This window comes from Streptomyces sp. NPDC085900 (genome assembly GCF_044540925.1).
GTDB classification, from domain to species: Bacteria; Actinomycetota; Actinomycetes; order Streptomycetales; family Streptomycetaceae; genus Streptomyces; species Streptomyces gilvifuscus.
In genome coordinates this window covers 33,321-57,086 of record NZ_JBITSP010000013.1, presented here as the reverse complement: position 1 = coordinate 57,086, position 23,766 = coordinate 33,321, and the positions used below count along the sequence as shown (strand labels likewise).

Here is a 23,766-nt window from a genome sequence, read left to right as displayed (position 1 = left end):
GCGCACGCGCGTACCTGTGACAATCGGGGCCATGGAAAGCAGCAGTCCCACGACGGGCGGCAGCACGCGCCGCGAGGCCACCCGGCAGAAGCTCTACGAGGCGGCCGTCACGCTCATCGCCGAGCAGGGGTTCTCCGCCACCACCGTGGACGAGATCGCGGAGCGGGCCGGGGTAGCGAAGGGCACCGTCTACTACAACTTCGCGAGCAAGTCCGTCCTGTTCGAGGAGCTGCTGCGGCACGGCGTCGGACTGCTGACCGCCTCCCTGCGTGAGGCGGCCGAGCAGACGGCACGGGACGGCGGCAGCAAGGTCGACGCCCTGGACGCGATGATCCGGGCGGGCCTGGTCTTCATCGAGCGCTATCCGGCCTTCACCCAGCTCTACGTGGCCGAGCTGTGGCGCACCAACCGGGCCTGGCAGTCCACGCTGATGGTGGTGCGCCAGCAGGCGGTGGCCGTCGTGGAGGGCGTGCTCCGGGACGGCGTGGAGGGTGGCGAGTTCAGCGACGAGATCGATGTGCCGCTGACCGCGTCGGCGCTGGTCGGCATGGTCCTGGTGGCCGCCCTGGACTGGCAGTCCTTCCAGCCGGAGCGCTCCCTGGACGACGTCCACGCCGCCCTGTCCCGGCTGCTGCAGGGCCGCGTCAGCGGCCGCGTCCGGGACTGAGCACGACGAAAAGCGCCGGTCCGTTGTGGCCGCGTCCCCCGCGGGCCACCTCGAACCGGCGCTTCCCCGTACTCCCCCGTGTCCCCCCGTCGGGACCCCCGTTGCGGTCGTTCCCCCGGGTTCCCCCGTGCCTCGCTCCCGCCGACCGCGGCCGGCGGAAGGAGCGGATCGCGGGCCGCTCCGTTCCGGCGCCCCGTGTCGCCGGTGCCGGAGCCGCGCCCCTTTCCGTGTCTCCACCTTCTCGTTCGCGCAGGTCGGCCCCCATCCGCGCGCGTACTCATCTCGCCCACTAGGTACGGATACTCAGGTCTGTGTGCTCACCCCCAGGACGCCGCGTCGCCCACTGGTTACGATCGCGTCCGTGTCGGTACTCCCTCTCGTCTTCACCAGCGGCTGGGCCAGCGGTATCAACGCCTACGCCGTCGTGCTGCTGCTCGGCGTGTTCGGTGCCACCGGGGTGAGCGACGACGTCCCCGAGGCGCTCCAGCGGCCCGAGGTCCTCGTCGCGGCGGGCGTGCTGTTCCTGTGCGAGGCCGTCGCCGACAAGATCCCGTACGTCGACTCGGTGTGGGACTCGGTGCACACCGTGGTCCGGCCGGTCGCGGGCGCCTGGGTCGGGGCGCTGCTCGCCGGGCACAGCGGTTCGCTGAACGACGTGGTCGCGGGCCTGGTCGGCGGCTCCACGGCGCTGGCCAGCCACACCGTCAAGGCCGGGACGCGGATGGCGGTCAACACCTCGCCGGAGCCGTTCAGCAACATCGTCATCAGCATCGCCGAGGACCTCGGGGTCGGCGGCATCGTGACGTTCGCGATGTTCCATCCGCTCGCGGCGGCCTCGCTCGCCGGCGTGCTGCTGCTGACCGGTCTTGTGGTGCTGGTCTTCCTGGTCTCCCGGATCCGGCGGTTCCTGCGGCGCAGGGCCCAGCGGCGGGAGGAGCGGCGGCTCGCCGCGCAGCCGGAGCCACCTCCCGTTCCGTGACTGTCGGTGGCGGTCGATAAAGTCGCGGGCATGGGACGGATTGCGGTGATCGGCGCCGGGATGGGCGCGATGGCGGCCGCCGCCCGGCTGGCCGTCGCGGGCCACCGGGTGACGGTGTACGAGCGTACGGAGACGTACGGCGGCGCGGTGCGCCGCTTCGAGCGCGACGGCTTCGGCTTCGACACCGGCCCCGGACTGCTGACCCTGCCCGCCGTCTGGCGCGATCTGTTCGTCAAGACCGGCAAGGAGCCGCTGGAGGACCGCGTCGAGCTGGTCCAGGTCGACCCGTCCTCCCGGCACTTCTTCGCGGACGGCACACGCGTGTCCCTGCCGAACGCCTCGCGCGCGGGCGTCGTCGCCGCCCTGGACGAGGCGCTCGGGGCGGCCGCGGGCGAGCGCTGGGGCGACTTCCTGGTGCGGGCCCGCGAGGCCTGGGACCGCACCCGGCGGCCGCTGCTGGAGGAGCCGCTGTGGCCCAACTGGTCGGTGCTGGCCGAGCGCGAGCCCTATCCGGCGGTGGCGCACAAGCGGCTGCTGCGCACCCGGCGGGCGAGCACCCTCGCCGAGGTCGGCGCCTGGGAGCTGCGGGACCCCCGGCTCGCGGCGCTCCTGGAGAGCCACGCCCTCGCCTACGGCCTCGACCCGCGCGTCACGCCGGCGAGCGCGGCCGTCCTGCCGTACATGGAACACGCCTTCGGCGTCTGGTCCGTGCGGGGCGGCATGAGGGAGTTGGCGCGCGCCGTGCACGAGCGGTGCGTGGCGCGCAGGGTCGAGTTCCGCTTCGGCGCCGAGGTGACGGGGGTGCTGGAGAAGGACGGCCGGGTGACAGGGGTGGAGCTTGCGGACGGGACGGTCGCGGAGGCGGACTTCGTGGTCGCCGGTGTCGCGCCCGGGACGCTGAGCCGTTGTGTACGGGGTTCGGCCGTCCGGGGCGACGGCGAGGTCCCGCCGCGGCACGGGCTGCCGAGCCGTCTCACGGTGCTGCTGGCGCTGCGTGGCGGCCGCCCGGAGGGGACGGCGCACCGGACCGTGGTGCACGCGGCCGACCGGGAGGCCGAGCTGGACGCCCTGTTCGGCACACCGTCCGGGGTGGCCGACCGCCCGACGGTCACCGTCCTACGGCCCGACGACCCGCGGCTGGTCCCGGATGCCGACCACGAGGCGATCACGCTCACCTCGGTGGTGCCGGCACAGCCCGACCGGCGCTGGGCGGAGCCTGAGGTCTTGGCCGAGCTGGCCGAGAAGCTGATCACCGTGGCCGAGCGGGCCGTACCGGATCTGCGCGAGCGCCTGCTGTGGCACGAGGTGCGCACCCCGGCCGACATCGCGGAGGCGACCGGCGCCGAGGGAGGTGCGGTGCCGCCGCCGGCGCTCGCCGCGGGCGAGGGAGGCCTGCTGCACCCGGCGAACACCACCGCGGTTCCCGGCCTGTTCACCGTCGGCGGCTGGTCGCATCCCGGCGGCGGGCTTCCGCACGCGGGCATGTCGGGCGCGCTGGTGGCCGGCCTGATCGTGGAGGGGCCGGAGTTCCGGGGATCGCAGTGAGCGGCTGAACGGCCTCAGAAGCGGTACTGCTGCTCGTCGTACCCGGCGCCGCCCTGCTGCTGCTGGCCGTTGCCCTGGTACGGGTACTGCTGCTCCGGCGGGAGCTCGCCGCCGTAGGTCTCGTCGGTGCGCTGCTGCGGGACCCAGACACCGCCGGACGGCGTCTCGCCGTACCCGCCGGTGGCGTACTGCTCCTGGCTGTAGCCCTGCTGGGCGTACTGGTCGTAGTTCGCGTCGTAGCCGCCGCCGCCGTAGGTCTGGGTGCCGATGTACGGGTCGGAGTAGGCGGCGTACTGCTGCTGGCCGGTGGTGTCGTAGCCGTACTGCTGCTGGCCGTAGCCGGAGTAGTCGTACCCGTAGGTCTGGTCGGCGCCCTGGGCGGCCGTCGCGTACTGGTCCTGGGCCTGGCCGGCGTTGGCGTACGACGGGTCTGCGGCGGCGTACGAGGACTCGCTGTATATGCCGTACGAGCCGGTGTCGTCGGGCAGGGGCTGCGGCTCGTAGACCGCGGTGGACTCGGCGGCCGTGGGGCGGGCGGGGGTGAAGACGTCGTCGCGGTCGTAGTCGTCGTCCGCGCCGTAGGCGGCGCCCTGGGTGTAGGCGGCACGCTCCGGGCCGTAGTCCGTGTCGGTCTCCGGCTCCAGCTCGGACACCTCCAGGGTCGGGTCTTGGCGCTCCGCCTTCCCGCGGCGGCCCTTGAGGCCGGCGCCGAGGCCGTCGCCCTCGGGGCGCTTGACCGCCCAGCCCGCCGAGAAGCCGCGGCGGAACGACAGGGTGACGTAGGTCTGGCCGACCGCGAACGCCGCGGCGCCCAGGCCGATGACGATCACCGAGGGGATGAGGACACCGAGCACGACGCCGAGGAAGCCGGCGAAGGCGAGCAGTCGCCAGCGCAGCCGCGCCTTGTACTGCAGCAGCACCTCGCCCAGCAGCCACAGCGCGACGATGCCGAACGCGATGTAGAGGACCGTCCAGCCCATGTACGCCCCTCTCCCAGTCGCCGCTACGCAGTGTGTCGTATACCCGTGCGGCCGGTCTAGGCCTGCGGGGGGTGATGCAGGCCCAGGTTCTCGTAGATTTCCAGCGTCGCCGTGGAGTTGTTGAGCGTGATGAAGTGCAGTCCGGGCACTCCCTCGTCGAGCAGTCGCGCGCAGAACTCCGTGGCGAATTCGATGCCAATGGAGCGTACAGCGGCCGGATCGTCTTTTGCTGTGAGGATCCGCTCTTTCAGGGCGGAAGGGATGTGAGCGTTGCTGAGCTGCGGCAACCGCTGCAGCATCTTCACACTCGTCACCGGCATCACTTCCGGGATGACGGGGGTCTCGCAGCCCGCCGACGCGACCCGGTCGCGCAGCCGCAGATACGACTCCGGCTGGAAGAACATCTGCGTGATGGCGTAGTCGGCGCCGGCCCGGCACTTGTCGACGAAGCGGCTGACGTCCGTGTCCCAGTCCGCGGAGCGCGGGTGCATCTCGGGGAAGGCCGCCACGCCGACGCAGAAGTCGCCCGACTCCTTGATGAGCTGGACGAGTTCGGCGGCGTACGTCAGGCCCTGCGGGTGCGGCACCCAGTCGCCCATGGGGTCGCCGGGCGGGTCGCCGCGCACGGCCAGCATGTTGCGGATGCCGGCGTCCGCGTACTGGCCGATGATGTTGCGCAGCTCGGCGATGGAGTGGTTGACGGCGGTGAGGTGGGCGACCGGCGTCAGCGTGGTGTCGGCGACGATCTGCTCGGTCTCCTTGACCGTGCCGGCGCGCGTGGAGCCGCCGGCGCCGTACGTCACGGAGACGAAGTCGGGAGCCACCGCCTCGACCCTGCGCAGCGCGCTCCACAGGTTCCGCTCGCCCTTGGCCGTCTTGGGCGCCGAGAACTCGAAGGAGTACGTCGTCTTGCCCGTGGCGAGCATGTCGCTCACGGTGCGTGCGCGATCAGTCCTGGTGGATGCGGTTCCGAGGGCCATACTCGCAGGTTAACCAGGGGCGCCCGGTCCCCCAACCGAAGACCGGGTATTTGACCGTTTTGTCGTGCTGTTGTCCACCCCTTGGACATCCGGGTCCGTCAGGGCTGCCGCAGCCGCTTCGCGAACTCCGCGGCGGCCGCTCCGGGGTCGTCCGCCTCGGTGACGGCCCGGACGACCACGACCCGGCGGGCTCCGGCCTCGATCACCTCGTCGAGGTTGCCGAGGTCGATGCCGCCGATGGCGAACCAGGGGCGGTCGGTGCCCAGGGCGGCGGTGTGCCGGACCAGGTCGAGGCCCGGGGCGTGGCGGCCGGGCTTGGTGGGGGTCGGCCAGCAGGGGCCGGTGCAGAAGTAGTCGACGCCCTCTTGGACGGCGGCCGCCTCGGCCTCCGCCTCCGCGTGCGTGGAGCGGCCGATGAGCACGTCCTCGGCGAGGATCGCGCGGGCCGCGGGGACCGGGAGGTCGCCCTGGCCCAGATGGAGGACGTCGGCGGCGGCCGCGTGGGCGACGTCCGCCCGGTCGTTGACCGCGAGAAGCCTGCCGTGGCGGGCGCAGGCCTCGGCGAGGACCTCCAGGTGCTCCAGCTCCTCGGCCGCTTCCATGCCCTTGTCGCGCAGTTGCACGATGTCGACCCCGCCCGCCAGGACGGCGTCCAGGAACTCGGGCAGGTCGCCCTGGGCCTTACGGGCGTCCGTGCAGAGGTAGAGCCGGGCGTCGGAGAGCCGGGCGCGGGCGTCGGCGCCGGACGTGACGGGCATGCGGGTGTCCCCCGGGTGTGGATGGTGTACGGGCCGCGGACCGGTGCGGCAGGCCGCGGTGCTCCGCGGCCGTGGCCACCACCGGCCACGGCCCGTACTCCGGACGGTGTTCGGGTCGTTCTGGTCGGTTCAGACGGCGAGCGCCTGGGCCCGGCGCTTCACCTCCGTGCCGCGATTCTCGCTCAGGGCCTGCGCGGGGGTGCCGGGCAGGCTGTCGTCGGGGGTGAAGAGCCACTCGAGCATCTCTTCGTCGGTGAAGCCGTCGTCCCGCAGGAGCGTCAGGGTGCCGGTCAGGCCCTTGACGACCTTGTCCCCGTCGATGAAGGCGGCGGGAACGTGCAGCGCGCGGTTCTCCCCACGGCGTACGGCGATGAGCTGGCCCTCCTTGACCAGCTGCCGCACACGCGTCACCTCCACGTCGAGCATTTCGGCGATGTCGGGCAGGGTGAGCCAGGCGGGGACGAGAGCATCGATCTTTGCGTCAATCTCGGTCACGGAATCAAGCCTGCCATCCGGGACTGACAGTCGGAAGTCGGGCCCGCCCGACGAGCGGCGTACGGGCTACGCCGTCGCCGCCTTCAGGGGCTTCGCCGGGTCCGCCAGCAGCCCGGCGTCCATCGGGGTGGCCGCCTCGATCAGCCGCCGCCCCTGGGCCAGGTCACGCGGCCTGCCGACCGCGAGCAGCGCCACCAGGCGGTCCTCCCGCAGCCAGCAGACGGACCAGGCCGGTCCGGAGGGGTCGCCCCGCCATACGGTCGTGTCGGCGGACGCGTGGTGCCCGGCGTACTGCACGAACCGGCCGAACTGCTCCGACCAGAAGTACGGGACCGGGTCGTAGACCGCCGGGGGTTCGCCGGTGGCCTCGCCGACGATGTTCGCGGCGACCGTGCGGGGGCCCTGGAGGGCGTTGTCCCAGTGGTGGACGAGCAGGCGCTCGCCGTACCGGGCCGAGGGGAAGGAGGCGCAGTCGCCGACGGCGTAGACGTCCGGCACCGAGGCGCGCAGGCGGTCGTCGGCCAGGACCTCGCGGTGCGCGCCGAGCTCGACGCCGGAGCCGGCGAGCCAGGCGGTGGCGGGGCGGGCGCCGATGCCGACCACGACCGCGCCCGCGGGCACGCGCGTGCCGTCGTCGAGGACGACCGCGCCGGGCTCGACGCTCGCCACGCGCGCGCGTGTGCGCAGCTCGGCTCCGGCGTCCCCGTACCAGGCGGCCATGGGGTCGGCCACCTCGGCGGGGAGCGCGCCCGCGAGGGGCCGGTCCGCGGCCTCGACGACGGTCACCGCGCAGCCCGCCTCGCGCGCGGCCGTGGCGAACTCGGCTCCGATCCAGCCCGCGCCGACGACCACGATGTCGTGCTGCCGGGCGAGCACGGGCCGCAGCCGTTCGGCGTCGTCCAGGGTGCGCAGCAGGTGCACGCCGGGCACGCCCTCGGCGCCCGGCAGCATGATGGGTTCGGCTCCGGTGGCGAGGACGAGGACGTCGTAGGGGACGGGCCCGGCCTCGGTGTCCAGCCGGTGCTCGTCGGGGCGTACGCCCAGCACCTGGCGTCCCAGTCGCAGTTCGATGCCGAGTGCCTCGAAGTCGACGTCGAAGGCGGAGCCCTCGGACTTGCCGAGCAGGACGGCCTTGGACAGCGGCGGCCGGTCGTACGGCTGGTGGGGCTCGGCGCCGATCAGGGTGACGGTGCCGGTGAAGCCCTGTTCCCGCAGTGCGACCGCGGTCTGTACACCGGCCATGCCGGCGCCGACCACGACCACCCGCCGCTGCGACTGCGTCGTCTGCTCGCTCACCTGATCACCATAGACACTGACTATGTGTCAGTCAGGGGTCGTGCTCCGTGAGCTGTTCCACACCGTCGGTGAGCGACGGCGGCGGCCGGAGGCTCTCTTACCGAGGCGCGAGGGGTCGGGCTAGGGTGGCCCTCGTACAAGCACTCGCGGGAGCCCGGACGCACCGGGCTGAGAGGGAGGCTGGCGGCCTCCGACCGTACGAACCTGATCCGGGTCATGCCGGCGAAGGGAGGGGCTGGACGCCCATGTCGTCACGTACGTCAGACGTCCTCGTCATCGGGGGCGGGATCATCGGTCTGGTCACGGCCTGGCGGGCCGCGCAGCGCGGTCTCGCGACAGTCGTGGTCGATCCCGAGCCGGGCGGCGGGGCCGCCCAGGTGGCCGCCGGGATGCTGGCCGCCGTCACGGAGCTGCACTACGGCGAGCAGACCCTGCTCGGCCTCAACCTGGCCTCGGCGCGCCGCTACCCGGACTTCGTGGCCGAGCTCACCGAGGCCACCGGCCACGACCTCGGCTACCGCCGGTGCGGCACGCTCGCCGTCGCGCTCGACGCCGACGACCGCGCGCACCTGCGCGAACTGCACGCGCTGCAGCGGCAGTCGGGGCTGGAGTCCGAGTGGTTGTCCGGGCGTGACTGCCGGCGCCTGGAGCCGATGCTCGCGCCGGGCGTGCGCGGGGGGCTCCGGGTCGACGGCGACCATCAGATCGATCCGCGGCGGCTGGCGCACGCGCTGGTGGCCGCGTGCGAGCGGGCCGGCGTGGTGTTCCACCGGGTGTGGGCCGAGCGCTTCCGCGTCGCGCGGGACCGGGCCGCGGGCGTCGTAGCGGCCGACGGCACCGAGCTGTCCGCCGGCCAGGTGGTGCTGGCGGCCGGCAGCCTCAGCGGGCGGCTGCCGGGCGTGCCGGACGACGTGCTGCCGCCGGTGCGGCCGGTGAAGGGGCAGGTGCTCCGGCTGACGGTGCCGAAGCGGTACGCGCCGTTCCTGAGCCGTACCGTGCGGGCGGTGGTGCGCGGCAGCCAGGTCTACCTGGTGCCCCGGGAGAACGGCGAGCTGGTCGTCGGCGCCACCAGCGAGGAGCTGGGCTGGGACACGACGGTCACCGCCGGCGGGGTGTACGAGCTGCTGCGCGACGCGCACGAGCTGGTCCCCGGGATCACCGAGCTGCCACTGACGGAGACGCGGGCGGGTCTGCGCCCGGGCTCCCCCGACAACGCGCCGCTGCTCGGCCCGACCGAGCTGCCCGGGCTCCTGCTGGCCACCGGCCACTACCGCAACGGCGTGCTGCTGACGCCGGTCACCGGCGACGCCATGGCGCATGTCCTGGCCACCGGTGAACTGCCCGAAGAGGCCCGCCCGTTCACCCCGAAGCGCTTCGCGCGCGTGGAGCAGCCCGCATGAACGTCTCCGTCAACGGGGAGCGGCGCGAATTCGCTCCCGGCACGGCCCTGGACGCCGTCGTACGCACCCTGACCCCGGCCCCCTCCGGAGTGGCCGCCGCCCTGAACGAAACCGTCGTCCCGCGCGCGCAGTGGCCCGCGACGCCCCTCTCCGAGGGGGACCGCGTCGAGGTCCTCACCGCCGTCCAAGGAGGCTGACCCATGGCCGACGACCCCTTTGTCATCGGCGGTACGTCCTTCACGTCCCGCCTGATCATGGGCACCGGAGGTGCCCCCAGCCTGGAGGTGCTGGAGCGCGCGCTGGTGGCGTCCGGCACGGAGCTGACGACGGTCGCGATGCGGCGGGTGGACCCGTCGGTGCACGGCTCGGTGCTGTCGGTGCTGAACAGGCTGGGCATCCGAGTCCTGCCGAACACGGCCGGCTGCTTCACGGCCCAGGAGGCCGTTCTGACCGCACGCCTCGCGCGCGAGGCGCTCGGCACCGATCTGGTCAAGCTCGAGGTGATCGCCGACGAGCGCACCCTGCTGCCCGACCCGATCGAGCTGCTGGACGCCGCCGAGACGCTGGTCGACGACGGTTTCACCGTGCTGCCGTACACGAACGACGACCCGGTCCTCGCGCGTCGGCTGGAGGACGTCGGATGCGCGGCGATCATGCCGCTCGGCTCGCCCATCGGCTCCGGGCTCGGCATCCGCAATCCGCACAACTTCCAGCTGATCACCGAGCACGCGCGCGTGCCGGTGATCCTGGACGCGGGCGCCGGTACGGCGTCGGACGCGGCCCTCGCGATGGAGCTGGGGTGCGCGGGCGTGATGCTCGCCTCGGCGGTGACGCGGGCGCAGGAGCCGCAGCTGATGGCCGAGGCGATGCGGCACGCGGTGGAGGCGGGCCGGCTGGCGTTCCGGGCGGGGCGCATTCCGCGCCGGCACTTCGCGGAGGCGTCCTCGCCGCACGAGGGGCGCGCGCACCTCGATCCGGAGCGCCCCGCGTTCTGAACGCCTGTTCGATCAGATCCGGACGGCGGTGCGAGGTCCGTCACAGCTCGGCTGCAGTAACGCCCCGATCTCACCCGAACCCACGGCCCTGTCAGTCTCGGCTCGTACACTCACCTGCGTGGATACGACCCTTCAGGACCCTCTGGTCGGGCAGGTGCTCGACGGCCGCTATCGCGTGGACGCGCGGATCGCGGTCGGCGGGATGGCCACGGTCTACCGGGCCCTGGACACCCGCCTCGACCGCGTGCTCGCGCTGAAGGTGATGCACCCCTCTCTCGCCGCCGACGGCTCCTTCGTCGAGCGGTTCATCCGGGAGGCGAAGTCGGTCGCCCGGCTCGCCCACCCGAACGTGGTGCAGGTCTTCGACCAGGGCACCGACGGGTCGTACGTCTATCTCGCGATGGAGTACGTCGCCGGGTGCACCCTGCGCGACGTGCTGCGCGAGCGCGGGGCGCTGCAGCCGCGCGCCGCCCTGGACATCCTGGAGCCGGTGCTCGCCGCCCTCGGCGCCGCGCACCGGGCCGGGTTCGTGCACCGGGACATGAAGCCGGAGAACGTCCTGATAGGGGACGACGGCCGGGTGAAGGTCGCGGACTTCGGGCTCGTGCGCTCCGTGGACACGGTCACCAACACCACCGGGACCGTGCTCGGCACCGTCTCCTACCTCGCGCCGGAGCAGATCGAGCACGGCACGGCCGACCCCCGGGTCGACGTGTACGCGTGCGGTGTCGTCCTGTACGAGATGCTCACCGGCGACCGGCCGCACGAGGGGGACTCCCCCGCCACGGTCCTCTACAAGCACCTCCACGAGGACGTCCCGCCCCCGTCGGCGGTCGTCCCGGGGCTGCCGTACGAGCTGGACGAACTGGTCGCGTCGGCGACCGCCCGGACCCCGGACGTCCGTCCGTACGACGCGGTGGCGCTGCTCGCGCAGACCCGCGAGGTGCGGGCCGCCCTCGGCCCGGACCAGCTGGACGCGGTGCCGCCACGGGCGGTCGCGGCGGAGCACCGGGACATCTCCGAGGACCGTACGAGCGTCATCCCGCGCGCGCTGCACACACCCCGGCCGCTGCCGGTGAACGAGGAGCCGGCGCTGCACCGCACCAGCCGGCTGGAGTCTCCCCCGCCGCTGCCGCCCCGCCCGCGGGACGGGCGCTCCCGGCGCGGGCCGCTGGCGATCGTCGTCGCGGTGCTGCTGATCCTCGGCGTCGGCACGGGCGTGTGGTACATCAACTCCGGCCAGTTCACCAAGGTCCCGCCGGTGCTGGCGAAGACCCGGACGCAGGCCGAGAAGCAGCTGAACCACGCCGGGCTGGACCTTGGGACGGTCAAGCACGCCTACAGCGACACGGTGGCCCGGGGCACGATCATCAGCTCCGACCCCGAGCCCGGCGCCCGGGTCCGGGACAACGCCTCCGTGTCGATCACCCTCTCCGACGGCCCCGAGACCGTGAAGGTGCCCGACGTACAGGGGCGGACCCTGGCCGAGGCCAGGGCGCAGCTCAAGAAGAGCGGGCTCGAGGCGGGCATGGTGACCCGGGAGTTCAGCGACAGCGTCGAGCGGGGCTCCGTGATCTCCACCGAGCCGGGCACGGGCGTGCGGCGGCACGCGGGCTCGGCGGTCGCGCTGACCGTCAGCAAGGGCAGCGCGGTGGACGTCCCGGACGTCACCGGCGAGGACCTCGACTCCGCGAGGTCCGACCTGGAGGACGCCGGCCTCAACGTGAAGGTCGCCGCCGAGCGGATCAACTCGGACTACGACAAGGGCCAGGTCGCCGCGCAGACCCCGCAGGGCGACGGCCGGGCCGCCGAGGGCGACATGGTGACGCTGACGCTGTCCAAGGGCCCGGTGATGGTCGAGGTCCCGGACGTCACCGGCGACAGCGTCGACGACGCGCACAAGGCCCTGGAGGGCGCCGGATTCAAGGTCGACGAGGACCGCGGTCTGCTCGGCCTGTTCGGCGACACGGTCAAGGCGCAGTCCGTGAAGGGTGGTCAGTCGGCGCCGAAGGGCTCGACGATCACCATCAAGATCCGGTGACGGAGGGCCGCGGAGGCATGACACCCTGAACGGGTGATGAGCCGGTACCCCTCCCTCCCCCGCAACCCCGTCGGCGGCCACGTGCCCGTGGCCGGCGGCCTGAACTCCGTCGGTCTGACCTACGCCCGCGACCTCGGGGCCGAGACCGTGCAGGTCTTCGTCGCCAACCCGCGGGGCTGGGCCACGCCTGTCGGCAATCCGCGGCAGGACGAGGAGTTCCGCGCGGCCTGCGCGGCCGAGGCGATTCCGGCGTACGTCCATGCTCCCTACCTGATCAACTTCGGCTCGCACACCGAGGCGACGGTCGAGAGGTCGGTGGAGTCGCTGCGGCACTCGCTGCGGCGCGGGCGGGAGATCGGGGCGCTCGGCGTGGTCGTGCACACCGGCAGCGCGACCGGCGGCCGGGAGCGGTCCGTGGCCCTGAAGCAGGTGCGCGAACACCTGCTTCCGCTGCTCGACGAGCTGACCCACGACGACGACCCGTTCCTGCTGCTGGAGTCGACCGCCGGCCAGGGCGCCTCCCTCTGCTCGCGGACCTGGGACTTCGGCCCGTACTTCGAGGCGCTGGACGCCCATCCGAAGCTCGGGGTCTGCCTGGACACCTGCCACATCTTCGCCGCCGGGCACGACCTGACCGGACCGAGCGGCATGCACCAGACGCTCGACCTGCTGGTGGAGACGGTCGGCGAGGGCCGGCTGAAGCTGATCCACGCCAACGACTCCAAGGACGTCGTCGGCGCCCACAAGGACCGGCACGAGAACATCGGCGCCGGTCACATCGGCGAGGACCCCTTCCGCGCCCTGATGACCCACCCCGCCACCGAGGGCGTCCCGCTGATCATCGAGACCCCCGGCGGCAAGGAGGGGCACGCGGCGGACGTGGAGCGGCTGAAGAAACTGCGGGATTCCTGACCCGTTCCGGAATACCCCCAGGGGGTATGACGGTTCCTGTCCGGTACAGGAACCGTCATCCGGCATTGGGGGCACCCATGCAGCACCAGGCACACACCGAACACGTCCACGGGCAGGAGAGCCACGCCCCCCAAGGGCACGGCCCCGCGAGCTGGTCCATGGCCGCGCAGGCCACCCTCCACTGCCTCACCGGCTGCGCCATCGGAGAGGTGCTGGGCATGGTGATCGGCACCGCGCTCGGCTGGGGCAACGTCCCGACGATGGTCCTGGCGATCGTCCTCGCCTTCTTCTTCGGCTACTCGCTCACCCTGCGCGGGGTCCTGAGGGCCGGCGTCGGCTTCCGCACCGCGTTCCGGGTGGCGCTGGCCGCGGACACCCTGTCGATCGCCGTGATGGAGCTCATCGACAACGGCGTGATCGTGCTGTGGCCGGACGCCATGGACGCCGGGCTCGGTGACACGCTCTTCTGGATCTCGCTGGCGATCTCCCTGGTGATCGCGTTCGCGGTCACCACACCCGTCAACAAGTGGATGATCGGGCGCGGCAAGGGCCACGCCGTGGTCCACGCACACCACTGAGCGGCCGGGGACGGGCTCAGAGCTCGGGCCCCTCCCCGGGCTCCTCCTGGTAGGAGTAGCGCTGCTCCTTCCACGGATCGCCGATGTTGTGGTACCCGCGCTCCTCCCAGAAGCCGCGGCGGTCGGCGGTCATGTACTCGACGCCGCGCACCCACTTCGGGCCCTTCCAGGCGTACAGGTGCGGGACGACCAGGCGCAGCGGGAAACCGTGTTCCGCGGTCAGGAGCTCGCCGTCCTTGTGGGTGGCGAAGAGGGTGCGGTCGGACGCGAAGTCGTCGAGGCGGAGGTTGGAGCTGAAGCCGTACTCGGCCCAGACCATCACATGGGTGACGGCGGGGGCGGGCGGGGCGATCTCCAGGATCGCGGAGGCGGGGATGCCGCCCCACTCGGCGCCGAGCATGCTGAACTTCGTCACGCAGTGCAGATCGGCGACGACCGAGGTGTACGGCAGCGCCGTGAACTCCTCGTGGCTCCAGCAGTGCTTCTCATCGTCCGCGGTGGCGCCGAAGACCCTGAACTCCCAGCGCTCGGGCCGGAACTTGGGGACGGGCCCGTAGTGCGTGACCGGCCAGCCGCGCTGCAGGCGCTGGCCGGGGGGAAGCCCCGGGTGCACGGAATCTCCGGTTTCTCCTGATGCGCGTTCCACCGGCTGACCCATGCCTCCATCCTGACAGACCCGCGGCGATGCCCATGACCGGCCTCCGCCCGATTCGGGCAACTCCTACTAAGCGTGAACTTACTGGACGGCCTCGCGGGCCGGTGGAATCATGCGGCGCAACCTGCCTGTTCCCCCCGGTCGGAAGGAGCCTCTGCGATGCAGGGCGACCCCGAGGTCATCGAATTCCTCAACGAGCAGCTCACCGGCGAGCTGACCGCGATCAACCAGTACTTCCTGCACGCGAAGATGCAGGAGAACTTCGGCTGGACGAAACTCGCGAAGTACACCCGGCACGAGTCGTTCGACGAGATGAAGCACGCCGAGGTGCTCACCGACCGGATTCTCTTCCTGGAGGGGTTGCCCAACTACCAGCGGCTGTTCCACGTGCGGGTGGGCCAGACCGTCAAGGAGATGTTCGAGGCCGACCGGCAGATCGAGGTCGAGGCGATCGACCGCCTGAGGCGCGGGATCAAGGTGATGCGCGACAAGGGCGACATCACGTCCGCGAACATCTTCGAGTCGATCCTCGAGGACGAGGAGCACCACATCGACTACCTCGACACCCAGCTGGAACTGGTGGAGAAGCTCGGCGAGGCGCTGTACGTCGCCCAGCTGATCGAACAGCCGGAGAGCTGAGCTAGGCCGCTTCGTCGAGGTCCGCGAGCTCGGCGAGGACCGGTCGGCCCTGGTCCGCCGCCTCCCGCCGCGGGACGGCGCCCCGGCCGAGGATCGCCTGGATCCGGCGCACGCACGAGCCGCAGTCCGTGCCCGCCTTGCAGGCGGAGGCTATCTGGCGGGGGGTGCAGGCACCGCCGTCCGCGTGCTGCTGGACCTGCGCCTCGGTCACGCCGAAACAGCTGCAAACGTACACGCGGACTCACCTCCCACCTAGATCGATAAGGCTAACCTAACCTTACCCGGCGTCCGGAGACCGCAAAAGTGGGATGGGGCGCGGATCGTATGTGATCCGCGCCCCACTTCATGCCCTCGGGACAGGTGCCGCCGTCACTGGTCCCGGTACATCTCGGCGACCAGGAACGCCAGGTCGAGCGACTGGCTGCGGTTCAGCCGCGGGTCGCAGGCCGTCTCGTAGCGCTGGTGCAGGTCGTCGACGAAGATCTCGTCGCCGCCGCCCACGCACTCGGTGACGTCGTCGCCGGTGAGCTCGACATGGATGCCGCCCGGGTGGGTGCCGAGGGCCTTGTGGACCTCGAAGAAGCCCTTGACCTCGTCGAGCACGTCGTCGAAGCGGCGGGTCTTGTGACCGGAGGCCGCCTCGTAGGTGTTGCCGTGCATCGGGTCGGTGATCCAGGCCACCGTCGCGCCCGAGGCGGTGACCTTCTCGACCAGCTCGGGCAGCTTGTCGCGGACCTTGTCGGCGCCCATGCGGACGATGAAGGTCAGCCGGCCGGGCTCGCGGTCGGGGTCCAGACGCTCGATGTACTGGAGCGCCTCCTCGGCCGTCGTCGTCGGACCGAGCTTGATGCCGATCGGGTTGCGGATCTTCGAGGCGAACTCGATGTGCGCGTGGTCCAGCTGCCGGGTGCGCTCACCGATCCACACCATGTGCGCGGAGACGTCGTACAGCTGGCCGGTGCGCGAGTCGACGCGGGTCAGCGCCGACTCGTAGTCGAGCAGCAGCGCCTCGTGCGAGGAGTAGAACTCGACGGTCTTGAACTCCTCCGGGTCGGTGCCGCAGGCCCGCATGAAGTTCAGCGCGTTGTCGATCTCCCGCGCGAGCTGCTCGTAGCGCTGGCCGGAGGGGGACGACTTCACGAAGTCCTGGTTCCAGGCGTGCACCTGGCGCAGGTCGGCGTAGCCGCCGGTGGTGAAGGCGCGCACCAGGTTCAGCGTGGAGGCGGACGCGTGGTACATCCGCTTCAGCCGCTCGGGGTCCGGGATGCGGGCGGCCTCGGTGAAGTCGAAGCCGTTGACGGAGTCGCCGCGGTAGGTCGGCAGGGTCACGCCGTCGCGGGTCTCGGTCGGCTTGGAGCGCGGCTTGGAGTACTGGCCGGCGATACGGCCGACCTTGACGACCGGCACCGAGGCGGCGTACGTCAGGACCGCGCCCATCTGCAGCAGCGTCTTGAGCTTGTTGCGGATGTGGTCGGCCGACACCGCGTCGAAGGCCTCGGCGCAGTCGCCGCCCTGGAGGAGGAACGCCTCTCCCTTGGCGACGGCCGCCAACCGGGCGCGCAGCTGATCGCACTCGCCCGCGAAGACGAGCGGCGGATACGACTCGAGGTCCGCAACGACTGCGCGCAGAGCCTCAAGGTCGGGGTACTCGGGCTGCTGCGCCGCGGGCAGATCTCGCCAGGTGTTGCCAGCGCTCGCGCTGGTCTTAGCGTTCACGGTCACCCCCCAAACATTACGGGGTCGTGTCACGGCTCCAGGACCATGCCCAACAAATGAGACACCACGTACGCGGTACGGACATGGGGTAGGGTGCGTCGCATGTTCGCGCACTCGACCCAGAACTGGTGGTGGACCGCTCATCCGGCGGCCCACTGACTGCGCGTACGCAAGACTTCGCGAAGGCCGCCCGAGGGGCGGCCTTCGGCGTTTCCCGGGGGTTCGTTCCTCTCCAGCGAGAAGGAAAACGGACCCATGCATCTGGTCGACCTGCTCGACGATCCCCGACCGTTCGCCCTGCTGCGCCGCCGCACGCCGGGCCACGACGAGAACACCGTGGAGGTGCTGCTCGGCCCGGTCCGCACGTACGACCGGCTCGCCGACCTCCCGGACGAGGGCCTCGCGCTCGTCCCCTTCCGGCAGATCCGCGAGCGCGGCTTCGACGTGCGGGACGACGGCACGCCGCTTGCGGTGCTGACGCCCGAGGTGGTGTGTGACATGCCACTGGACGAGGTGCTCGCCACCCTGCCCTCCCACGACGTCCGCGTCGACCGCGGCGGCTTCGACGTGGCCGACGAGGAGTACGCCGAGATCGTCGGGCGCGTGCTGCGCGAGGAGATCGGGCAGGGCGAGGGCGCCAACTTCGTCATCCGGCGGACGTACGAGGGGGAGATCGCGGGGTTCTCCCGCGCCGACGCCCTGGCGCTGTTCCGGCGCCTGCTGGAGGGCGAGCGCGGCGCGTACTGGACGTTCGTCGTGCACACCGGGGAGCGCACCCTGGTGGGGGCCAGCCCGGAGGTGCACGTCCGGATGTCCGGCGGCACGGTCGTGATGAACCCGATCAGCGGGACGTACCGCTATCCCGCCGAGGGCCCCACCCCGGAGCACCTGCTCGGCTTCCTCGCCGACTCCAAGGAGATCGAGGAGCTGTCGATGGTCGTCGACGAGGAGCTCAAGATGATGTGCACCGTCGGTGACATGGGCGGGGTCGTGATCGGGCCGCGGCTGAAGGAGATGGCCCACCTCGCGCACACGGAGTACGAGTTGCGCGGGAAGTCCTCGCTGGACGTGCGCGAGGTGCTCAGGGAGACCATGTTCGCGGCGACCGTGACCGGCTCGCCCGTGCAGAACGCCTGCCGCGTCATCGAGCGGCACGAGGTCGGGGGGCGCGGCTACTACGCGGGCGCGCTGGCGCTGCTCGGCCGTGACTCCGGCGGCGCCCAGACCCTCGACTCCCCCATCCTCATCCGCACCGCCGACATCGGCGCCGACGGCCGGCTGCGGGTGCCGGTCGGCGCCACCCTCGTACGGGGTTCGGACCCGGCGAGCGAGGTGGCGGAGACCCACGCGAAGGCGGCGGGAGTGCTGGCGGCGCTGGGCGTACGTCCCTCCCGGCCGCGTACCGAGCACACGCGCGCGCGTCTCGCCGACGACCCACGCGTGCGTGCCGCGCTCGACGGGCGCCGGGCCTCGCTCGCCCCCTTCTGGCTGCGGATGCAGCAGCAGGCCGACGAGCCGGCCGGGCACGCCCTGGTCGTCGACGCCGAGGACACCTTCACGGCGATGCTCGCGCACATGCTGCGCGCCGGCGGACTGGACGTGACGGTCCGGCGCTACGACGAGCCGGGCCTGAGGGAGGCCGTTCTCGCGCACGCGGGGCCCGTCGTGCTCGGGCCCGGCCCCGGCGACCCCCGCGACCTGGACGACCCGAAGATGCGGTTCCTGCGCGAGCTGACCGCCGAGGTCATCGGCACGCACCGCAGCGGTGTGCTCGGCGTCTGCCTCGGGCACGAGCTGATCGCGGCCGAGCTGGGGCTGGAGATCGTCCGCAAGGAGGTGCCCTACCAGGGCGCGCAGACGGTGATCGACCTGTTCGGGAGGGAGGAGACGGTCGGCTTCTACAACAGCTTCGTGGCGCACTGCGCCGACGAGGCGGCCAGGGAGCTGGCCGCGCACGGCGTCGAGGTGGCCCGGGCCGGCAACGGCGAGGTGCACGCCCTGCGCGGGCCGGGCTTCGCGGGCGTGCAGTTCCACCCGGAGTCGGTCCTGACGCTGAACGGCGCCTCGGTCGTCCGTGACCTCGTCGCTCAGGTGCGCGGCACGAGCACGTTCTCCGAGCGGCGGCCCGCCCGGTAGTCGAGGACGTTCCGCACTGTGGCCTCGATGATCTGGCCGACGGCGTCCCGGGTGTAGTACGCCTGGTGCGAGGTGACGAGGACGTTGGGGAAGGTGACCAGGCGGGCCAGGGTGTCGTCCTCGATCGCCTCCAGGGAGCGGTCGACGAAGAACAGGCCCGCCTCCGCCTCGTACACGTCGAGGCCGACGCCCGTGAAGCGGCCCTCGCGCAGTTCGGCGACGAGGGCCGCGGTGTCGATGAGGCCGCCGCGGCTGGTGTTGACCAGGATCGCGTCGTCCTTCATCCCCTTGAGCGCGTCGGCGTCGATGAGGTGCTGGGTCTGCGGCATCAGCGGAACGTGCAGGGTGATCAGGTCCGACTCGGCGAGGAGCTGCTCCTTGGGGACGTACCGCATGCCGAGGTCCACGCAGGCGGGGTTCTCGGCGACGTCCCAGCCCAGCAGCCGCATGCCGAAGCCGTGGGCGATCCGGGCGAAGGCCTCGCCGATCTTGCCGGTGCCGAGGACGCCCGCGGTGCGGCCGTGCATGTCGCGGCCCATCAGCCCGTCGAGGCGGAAGTCGAAGTCACGCGTGCGCGTGGAGGCGCGCACGATGCGGCGGTTGACCGCCATGGCGAGCGTCCAGGCGAACTCGGCGACGGCGTACGGCGAGTAGTACGAGACGCGGGCGACGGTCATGCCGAGCCGCTCGGCGACCTGGAGGTCGATGTTGTTGAAGCCGGTGGAGCGCTGGGCGATCATCTGCGTGCCGCCGACCGTGAGGGTCTGCAGGACACGGTTGCCCAGGCCGCAGTTGACGCTGGTGCAGACGATCTCGTAGCCCGCCGCGATCGGGGCTGTGTCCTCGTTGAGGAAGACGTCGAGACACCGGACCTCGTGATGTCCCTCGAAGGCCCGCTCGAGCAGGGGCTTCTCGTCCGCCTGGACACCGAAGGCAAGGATCTCCACGAACCGCTCCCGTTGCGATGGGTTATGGGCCGAATATACGACCCATAACCCCAGGGTGCCGGTTCGGCCGGTTCAGCCGGTTCAGCCGGCTCGGCAGGTTCAGCCGAAGAAGACGCCGACCTCCTCGTACAGCTTCGGGTCCACCGTCTTCAGCTTGGCGGTGGCGTCCCCGATCGGGACGCGGACGATGTCGGTGCCGCGCAGCGCCACCATCTTGCCGAAGTCGCCGTCGCGGACCGCGTCGATGGCGTGCAGGCCGAAGCGGGTGGCGAGCCAGCGGTCGAAGGCGCTCGGGGTGCCGCCGCGCTGGATGTGCCCGAGGACGGTCGTGCGGGCCTCCTTGCCGGTGCGCTTCTCGATCTCCTTGGCGAGCCACTCGCCGACGCCGGACAGCCGGACGTGCCCGAAGGAGTCCAGCGACTCGTCCTTGAGCACCAGGTGGCCGTCCTTGGGCATGGCGCCCTCGGCGACGACCACGATCGGGGCGTAGGAGGACTTGAAGCGGGAGGTGATCCAGGCGCAGACCTGGTCGAGGTCGAAGCGCTGCTCGGGGATGAGGATGACGTTGGCGCCGCCGGCGAGGCCCGAGTGCAGGGCGATCCAGCCGGCGTGACGGCCCATCACCTCGCAGACCAGGACGCGCATGTGGGACTCGGCGGTGGTGTGCAGGCGGTCGATGGCCTCCGTGGCGATGCCGACCGCGGTGTCGAAGCCGAAGGTGTAGTCGGTGGCGGACAGGTCGTTGTCGATGGTCTTCGGCACGCCGACGCACGGCACGCCGTACTCGTCGGACAGCGTCGCGGCGACACCGAGGGTGTCCTCGCCGCCGATCGTGATGAGCGCCTCGACCTCCTGCTTGGCGAGGTTCTCCTTGATCCGCCGGATGCCGTTGTCCTGCTTGAGCGGATTGGTGCGCGAGGAGCCGAGGATGGTGCCGCCGCGGGGCAGGATGCCGCGCACCGCGGGGATGTCGAGGGGAACGGTGTCGCCTTCGAGCGGACCGCGCCAGCCGTCCCGGTAGCCGACGAAGTCGTAGCCGTACTCCTGTACGCCCTTGCGAACGATGCCCCGGATGACGGCGTTGAGCCCGGGGCAGTCGCCGCCTCCGGTCAGTACTCCGACACGCATGGAAATGTCCCTTCGCCGCGGTTGCCTGGTGCAGCCACGCTAATGGTGATCCAGGTCACACAGGGATGGGTCGGAGCGGCAATTCCGGTGAATCACCGGGCGGTTGGTTTACTCGTCGTCAAGTCCGCGTTCTATGGCGTACCGAACGAGTTCCACCCGGTTGTGCAGTTGCAGCTTGCCGAGGGTGTTCTGCACGTGGTTCTGGACCGTGCGGTGGGAGATGACCAGGCGTTCGGCGATCTGCTTGTAGCTCAGGCCCTTGGCGACCAGGCGCAGCACCTCGGTCTCGCGGTCCGTGAGCTGCGGGGCCCCCGGCTCGTCGGTGCCCGGGGCGGGGCCGGGCTCGGAGGCGAGGCGGCGGTACTCGCCGAGGACGAGTCCGGCCAGGCCCGGCGTGAAGACCGGGTCGCCGACGGCCGTGCGGCGGACCGCGTCCAGCAGTTCCTCCGTGGACGCCGACTTCAGCAGATAGCCGGTCGCGCCCGACTTCACGGCCTCCAGCACGTCGGCGTGCTCGCCGCTCGCGGACAGGACCAGCACGCGCAGGGCGGGGTTGTGGCCGACGAGTTCCTTGCAGACCTGGACGCCGGGCTTGAGCGGCAGGTTGAGGTCCAGGACGAGGACGTCGGGGCCGGCGGCCCGGGCGCGGCGCACGGCCTGCTCGCCGTCGCCCGCGGTGGCGACCACGTCGAAGCCGGACTCGGTCAGGTCGCGGGCGACGGCGTCGCGCCACATGGGGTGGTCGTCGACCACCATGACCCTGATCGGGCCCTGCTGCTCAGTCATCTGTGCCCCGCCTTCGCGTTCTTGGGTACCTTCAGCTCGACTTCCGTGCCCTGCCCCGGAGTCGAGATCAGCTCGGCGCTGCCGCCGAGGTCGCGCAGCCGGCCCCGGATCGACAGGGCGACCCCGAGCCGCCCCTCCCCCTCGGCCTGGGCGAGCCGCCCCTCGGGGATGCCGGGCCCGTCGTCCCGGACGGTCACCACGACCTCGTCGGGTTCGTCCTCGACGAGCATCCACGCGCGCGCGTCCTCGCCGGCGTGCCTGCCGACGTTGTCCAGGGCGGCACCGACGGCCGCGGCCAGCTCCTTCGCGGCGGGCGCCGGCAGCAGCACCGGGGCGCCGGGTTCGACGAGGGCGACCTTCGCGGCGGCGTACGGGGCGAGCAGCGCCCGCAGGTCCACCGGGCCCTCCTCGTCGTACGACGGCTCGTCCACGGCCCGTACGACGGCGCCCTCGGCCGCGTCCTCCGACACCCGCGACACCGGCAGCAGGCCGCCGGAGACCAGGGTGCGCAGGGCGACCTCCTGCTCGCCGGCCATCCGGCCGAGCTCGGCCGCCTCGCCGCCGAGGACCGCGCCGCGGCGCTGCACCATGGCCAGCACCTGCAGGACGCCGTCGTGGATGTCCCGGGCGAGCCGCTCCCGTTCGCGGGTGGCGGCCTCGATCTCCAGGGCGCGGGCGAGGGTGCGCTCGGAGGCGCGGGCGACCTCGACGACGTAGCCGATGGCGATGGAGGCGACCCAGACGAGGATCACGTTGTGGACGGTGTCGCGGGCCGGGGCGCCGCGCTCGACGAGGTTGGCGACGGCGACCGGCGTGGAGGCGAACGCCGCCCAGCGCCAGCCGCCCTTGATGGCGTAGGCGAGGACCGAGCCGGCGGTCCATATCGACGGCAGGGTGGGGCCGCCGTTCTGGATGTGGTGGTCGTTGACGGCGATCGGGGTCAGCAGGATGCCGGTGAGGGCGATGGCGAGGTCGACGGCGAGGAAGCGCTTGGTGCAGGCGGCCGCGTTCTGGACGCGGGGCAGGGTGGCGAGCGTCCAGACGAACAGCACGGCGTAGTAGCCGATGGCGACGCCCGCGTGGTCGTACTCGTCGTAGGCGGTCGCGAACAGGCCGACCGCGTACAGCATCGTCAGCACCCGGTACGCGGTCAGCGCGCGCCACAGAGGCTGCTCGACCGACATGCGCATGACGCGCTCACGCTTTGGCACGTCCCCCACCCCCCTCGACCGAAAGCCTAGGCCTCGGGCTTCTCCTCGTCGGCCGATTCCTTTTCCTGCTCCTTGGCCTGTTCCTTCGCCAGTTCCTTCTCGGCCTTCGCCGCCTCCGCGATCTGCCGCTTGGCGGCCGTCGCGTACATGTCGACGTACTCCTGGCCGGAGAGCTTCATGATCTCGTACATGACCTCGTCGGTCACCGCGCGCAGCACGAACCGGTCGTGCTCCATGCCCTGGTAGCGGCTGAAGTCCAGGGCCTTGCCGATGCGGATGCCGGGCCGCATGAGCTTGGGCATGACCTTGCCCGGCGGCTGGATCTTCTCCGTGTCGATCATGGCGACCGGGATGACCGGGGCGCCGGAGGCGAGCGCCACGCGCGCGAGGCCGCCGGGCTTGCCGCGGTAGAGCCGGCCGTCGGGCGAGCGCGTGCCCTCGGGATAGATCCCGAACAGCTCACCGCGCTCCAGGACCTCCAGGCCGCTGCGGATCGCCGCCTCGCCCGCGCCGCGCGCGCCGGAGCGGTCCACCGGGAGCTGGCCGACGCCCTTGAAGAAGGCGGCCGTCAGGCGGCCCTTCACACCGGGCGTGGTGAAGTACTCGGCCTTGGCGATGAAGGTGACCTTGCGGTCGAGCACCGCGGGCAGGAAGAACGAGTCCGAGAAGGAGAGGTGGTTGCTCGCCAGGATCGCGGCCCCCTCGGCGGGGATGTTCTCCAGGCCTTCCACCCAAGGCCTGAAGGCGACCTTGAGCGGTCCCCCGATAGCGACCTTCATCGCGCCGTACAACACCCGTGTGCCTCCAGTTTCCGTCGATCAGACCTTAACCCGGCCCGCCGTCAAAGGCGCCGACGGCCCTGGTCGGTGTCAGTGCGGTCGCGTACGGTGAAGCACAACCTGGACTTCACGCCACTCTCATG

General features: G+C 71.8%; 25 protein-coding genes and 1 riboswitch. Of the genes, 12 read left to right on the top strand and 13 right to left on the bottom strand.

Features of this window, described 5'->3' with window-relative positions; all coding sequences use genetic code 11:
* Nucleotides 1–31: 31 nt before the first annotated feature.
* From ACIGDI_RS35210 to ACIGDI_RS35200, 3 genes are all read left to right on the top strand, one after another.
* Nucleotides 32–667 carry a TetR/AcrR family transcriptional regulator gene (locus ACIGDI_RS35210; protein WP_200698962.1) on the top strand — a complete coding sequence of 212 codons (636 nt, stop codon included), beginning with the start codon at nucleotides 32–34 and terminating at the stop codon, nucleotides 665–667.
* A 361-nt stretch (nucleotides 668–1,028) separates the two neighbouring features.
* Nucleotides 1,029–1,646, top strand: coding sequence for a DUF4126 domain-containing protein (locus ACIGDI_RS35205; RefSeq protein ID WP_399905466.1), 618 nt, complete (start codon nucleotides 1,029–1,031; stop codon nucleotides 1,644–1,646).
* Nucleotides 1,647–1,676: 30 nt separating this feature from the next.
* Nucleotides 1,677–3,191 (top strand): phytoene desaturase family protein, encoded by a 1,515-nt coding sequence (locus tag ACIGDI_RS35200; protein ID WP_399905463.1) that lies wholly within the window; start codon nucleotides 1,677–1,679, stop codon nucleotides 3,189–3,191.
* A 14-nt stretch (nucleotides 3,192–3,205) separates the two neighbouring features.
* On the opposite strand, the gene ACIGDI_RS35195 is transcribed toward ACIGDI_RS35200, so the two are convergent.
* From ACIGDI_RS35195 to ACIGDI_RS35175, 5 genes are all read right to left on the bottom strand, one after another.
* The gene (locus ACIGDI_RS35195) at nucleotides 3,206–4,171 is read right to left on the bottom strand and encodes a hypothetical protein (RefSeq protein WP_399905460.1); all 966 of its coding nucleotides are present in this window, start codon (nucleotides 4,169–4,171) and stop codon (nucleotides 3,206–3,208) included.
* Nucleotides 4,172–4,227: 56 nt separating this feature from the next.
* Nucleotides 4,228–5,151 (bottom strand): methylenetetrahydrofolate reductase [NAD(P)H], encoded by a 924-nt coding sequence (gene metF / locus ACIGDI_RS35190; RefSeq protein WP_399905457.1) that lies wholly within the window; start codon nucleotides 5,149–5,151, stop codon nucleotides 4,228–4,230.
* A 98-nt stretch (nucleotides 5,152–5,249) separates the two neighbouring features.
* Nucleotides 5,250–5,909 carry a thiamine phosphate synthase gene (gene thiE / locus ACIGDI_RS35185; protein ID WP_399905454.1) on the bottom strand — a complete coding sequence of 220 codons (660 nt, stop codon included), beginning with the start codon at nucleotides 5,907–5,909 and terminating at the stop codon, nucleotides 5,250–5,252.
* Nucleotides 5,910–6,038: 129 nt separating this feature from the next.
* The gene (locus tag ACIGDI_RS35180) at nucleotides 6,039–6,404 is read right to left on the bottom strand and encodes an Rv2175c family DNA-binding protein (protein ID WP_142151406.1); all 366 of its coding nucleotides are present in this window, start codon (nucleotides 6,402–6,404) and stop codon (nucleotides 6,039–6,041) included.
* A gap of 66 nt (nucleotides 6,405–6,470) precedes the next feature.
* Nucleotides 6,471–7,700 carry an NAD(P)/FAD-dependent oxidoreductase gene (locus ACIGDI_RS35175; protein WP_399905451.1) on the bottom strand — a complete coding sequence of 410 codons (1,230 nt, stop codon included), beginning with the start codon at nucleotides 7,698–7,700 and terminating at the stop codon, nucleotides 6,471–6,473.
* Nucleotides 7,701–7,836: 136 nt separating this feature from the next.
* Nucleotides 7,837–7,948, top strand: a riboswitch (TPP riboswitch).
* Here ACIGDI_RS35175 and thiO point away from each other — a divergent pair.
* The 6 genes from thiO to ACIGDI_RS35145 all read left to right on the top strand — a co-directional run bounded on the left by thiO (nucleotide 7,946) and on the right by ACIGDI_RS35145 (nucleotide 13,626).
* On the top strand, nucleotides 7,946–9,100 hold the full coding sequence (gene thiO, locus ACIGDI_RS35170) for a glycine oxidase ThiO (RefSeq protein ID WP_399905449.1): 1,155 nt from the start codon (nucleotides 7,946–7,948) through the stop codon (nucleotides 9,098–9,100). Its footprint overlaps the riboswitch before it by 3 nt.
* A complete protein-coding gene (gene thiS, locus ACIGDI_RS35165; RefSeq protein WP_200698954.1) occupies nucleotides 9,097–9,297 on the top strand; it encodes a sulfur carrier protein ThiS in 201 nt (66 codons plus the stop codon). The genes thiO and thiS overlap by 4 nt, the downstream gene beginning before the upstream one ends.
* 3 nt (nucleotides 9,298–9,300) lie before the next feature.
* The gene (locus tag ACIGDI_RS35160; RefSeq protein WP_399905446.1) at nucleotides 9,301–10,095 is read left to right on the top strand and encodes a thiazole synthase; all 795 of its coding nucleotides are present in this window, start codon (nucleotides 9,301–9,303) and stop codon (nucleotides 10,093–10,095) included.
* Between the two features lie 118 nt (nucleotides 10,096–10,213).
* Nucleotides 10,214–12,136 carry a Stk1 family PASTA domain-containing Ser/Thr kinase gene (gene pknB / locus ACIGDI_RS35155; protein ID WP_399905443.1) on the top strand — a complete coding sequence of 641 codons (1,923 nt, stop codon included), beginning with the start codon at nucleotides 10,214–10,216 and terminating at the stop codon, nucleotides 12,134–12,136.
* 36 nt (nucleotides 12,137–12,172) lie between these two features.
* On the top strand, nucleotides 12,173–13,048 hold the full coding sequence (locus tag ACIGDI_RS35150; protein WP_399905440.1) for a deoxyribonuclease IV: 876 nt from the start codon (nucleotides 12,173–12,175) through the stop codon (nucleotides 13,046–13,048).
* A 77-nt stretch (nucleotides 13,049–13,125) separates the two neighbouring features.
* Nucleotides 13,126–13,626 (top strand): DUF4396 domain-containing protein, encoded by a 501-nt coding sequence (locus ACIGDI_RS35145; protein ID WP_399905439.1) that lies wholly within the window; start codon nucleotides 13,126–13,128, stop codon nucleotides 13,624–13,626.
* A gap of 16 nt (nucleotides 13,627–13,642) precedes the next feature.
* On the opposite strand, the gene ACIGDI_RS35140 is transcribed toward ACIGDI_RS35145, so the two are convergent.
* The gene (locus ACIGDI_RS35140; protein WP_399905436.1) at nucleotides 13,643–14,284 is read right to left on the bottom strand and encodes a sulfite oxidase-like oxidoreductase; all 642 of its coding nucleotides are present in this window, start codon (nucleotides 14,282–14,284) and stop codon (nucleotides 13,643–13,645) included.
* 156 nt (nucleotides 14,285–14,440) lie between these two features.
* On the opposite strand from ACIGDI_RS35140, the gene bfr reads away from it, so the two are divergent.
* Entirely contained in the window at nucleotides 14,441–14,920 is a 480-nt protein-coding gene (gene bfr / locus ACIGDI_RS35135; protein WP_399905433.1) for a bacterioferritin, read from the top strand.
* Nucleotide 14,921: 1 nt separating this feature from the next.
* On the opposite strand, the gene ACIGDI_RS35130 is transcribed toward bfr, so the two are convergent.
* Nucleotides 14,922–15,155: a bacterioferritin-associated ferredoxin gene (locus ACIGDI_RS35130; protein WP_399905430.1), complete on the bottom strand. Its 234-nt coding sequence runs from the start codon at nucleotides 15,153–15,155 to the stop codon at nucleotides 14,922–14,924.
* 134 nt (nucleotides 15,156–15,289) lie between these two features.
* Nucleotides 15,290–16,642 carry a class II 3-deoxy-7-phosphoheptulonate synthase gene (locus ACIGDI_RS35125; RefSeq protein ID WP_399905427.1) on the bottom strand — a complete coding sequence of 451 codons (1,353 nt, stop codon included), beginning with the start codon at nucleotides 16,640–16,642 and terminating at the stop codon, nucleotides 15,290–15,292.
* A 96-nt stretch (nucleotides 16,643–16,738) separates the two neighbouring features.
* On the opposite strand from ACIGDI_RS35125, the gene ACIGDI_RS35120 reads away from it, so the two are divergent.
* Both ACIGDI_RS35120 and ACIGDI_RS35115 read left to right on the top strand, forming a co-directional pair.
* A complete protein-coding gene (locus ACIGDI_RS35120; RefSeq protein ID WP_071528813.1) occupies nucleotides 16,739–16,795 on the top strand; it encodes a trp operon leader peptide in 57 nt (18 codons plus the stop codon).
* 96 nt (nucleotides 16,796–16,891) lie between these two features.
* Nucleotides 16,892–18,772 carry an anthranilate synthase family protein gene (locus tag ACIGDI_RS35115; RefSeq protein WP_399905424.1) on the top strand — a complete coding sequence of 627 codons (1,881 nt, stop codon included), beginning with the start codon at nucleotides 16,892–16,894 and terminating at the stop codon, nucleotides 18,770–18,772.
* On the opposite strand, the gene ACIGDI_RS35110 is transcribed toward ACIGDI_RS35115, so the two are convergent.
* From ACIGDI_RS35110 to ACIGDI_RS35090, 5 genes are all read right to left on the bottom strand, one after another.
* Nucleotides 18,724–19,719, bottom strand: a complete 996-nt coding sequence (locus tag ACIGDI_RS35110) for a 2-hydroxyacid dehydrogenase (protein WP_399905421.1) — start codon at nucleotides 19,717–19,719, stop codon at nucleotides 18,724–18,726. The two genes, ACIGDI_RS35115 and ACIGDI_RS35110, sit on opposite strands and share 49 nt — an antisense overlap.
* A gap of 99 nt (nucleotides 19,720–19,818) precedes the next feature.
* Nucleotides 19,819–20,847 carry a 6-phosphofructokinase gene (locus ACIGDI_RS35105; protein WP_399905418.1) on the bottom strand — a complete coding sequence of 343 codons (1,029 nt, stop codon included), beginning with the start codon at nucleotides 20,845–20,847 and terminating at the stop codon, nucleotides 19,819–19,821.
* Nucleotides 20,848–20,955: 108 nt separating this feature from the next.
* A complete protein-coding gene (locus ACIGDI_RS35100) occupies nucleotides 20,956–21,633 on the bottom strand; it encodes a response regulator (RefSeq protein WP_399905415.1) in 678 nt (225 codons plus the stop codon).
* Nucleotides 21,630–22,844: a MacS family sensor histidine kinase gene (macS, locus tag ACIGDI_RS35095; RefSeq protein ID WP_399905412.1), complete on the bottom strand. Its 1,215-nt coding sequence runs from the start codon at nucleotides 22,842–22,844 to the stop codon at nucleotides 21,630–21,632. Before macS ends, ACIGDI_RS35100 begins: the two co-directional genes overlap by 4 nt.
* A 26-nt stretch (nucleotides 22,845–22,870) precedes the next feature.
* The gene (locus tag ACIGDI_RS35090) at nucleotides 22,871–23,623 is read right to left on the bottom strand and encodes a lysophospholipid acyltransferase family protein (RefSeq protein WP_399905409.1); all 753 of its coding nucleotides are present in this window, start codon (nucleotides 23,621–23,623) and stop codon (nucleotides 22,871–22,873) included.
* Between the last annotated feature and the right edge of the window lie 143 nt (nucleotides 23,624–23,766).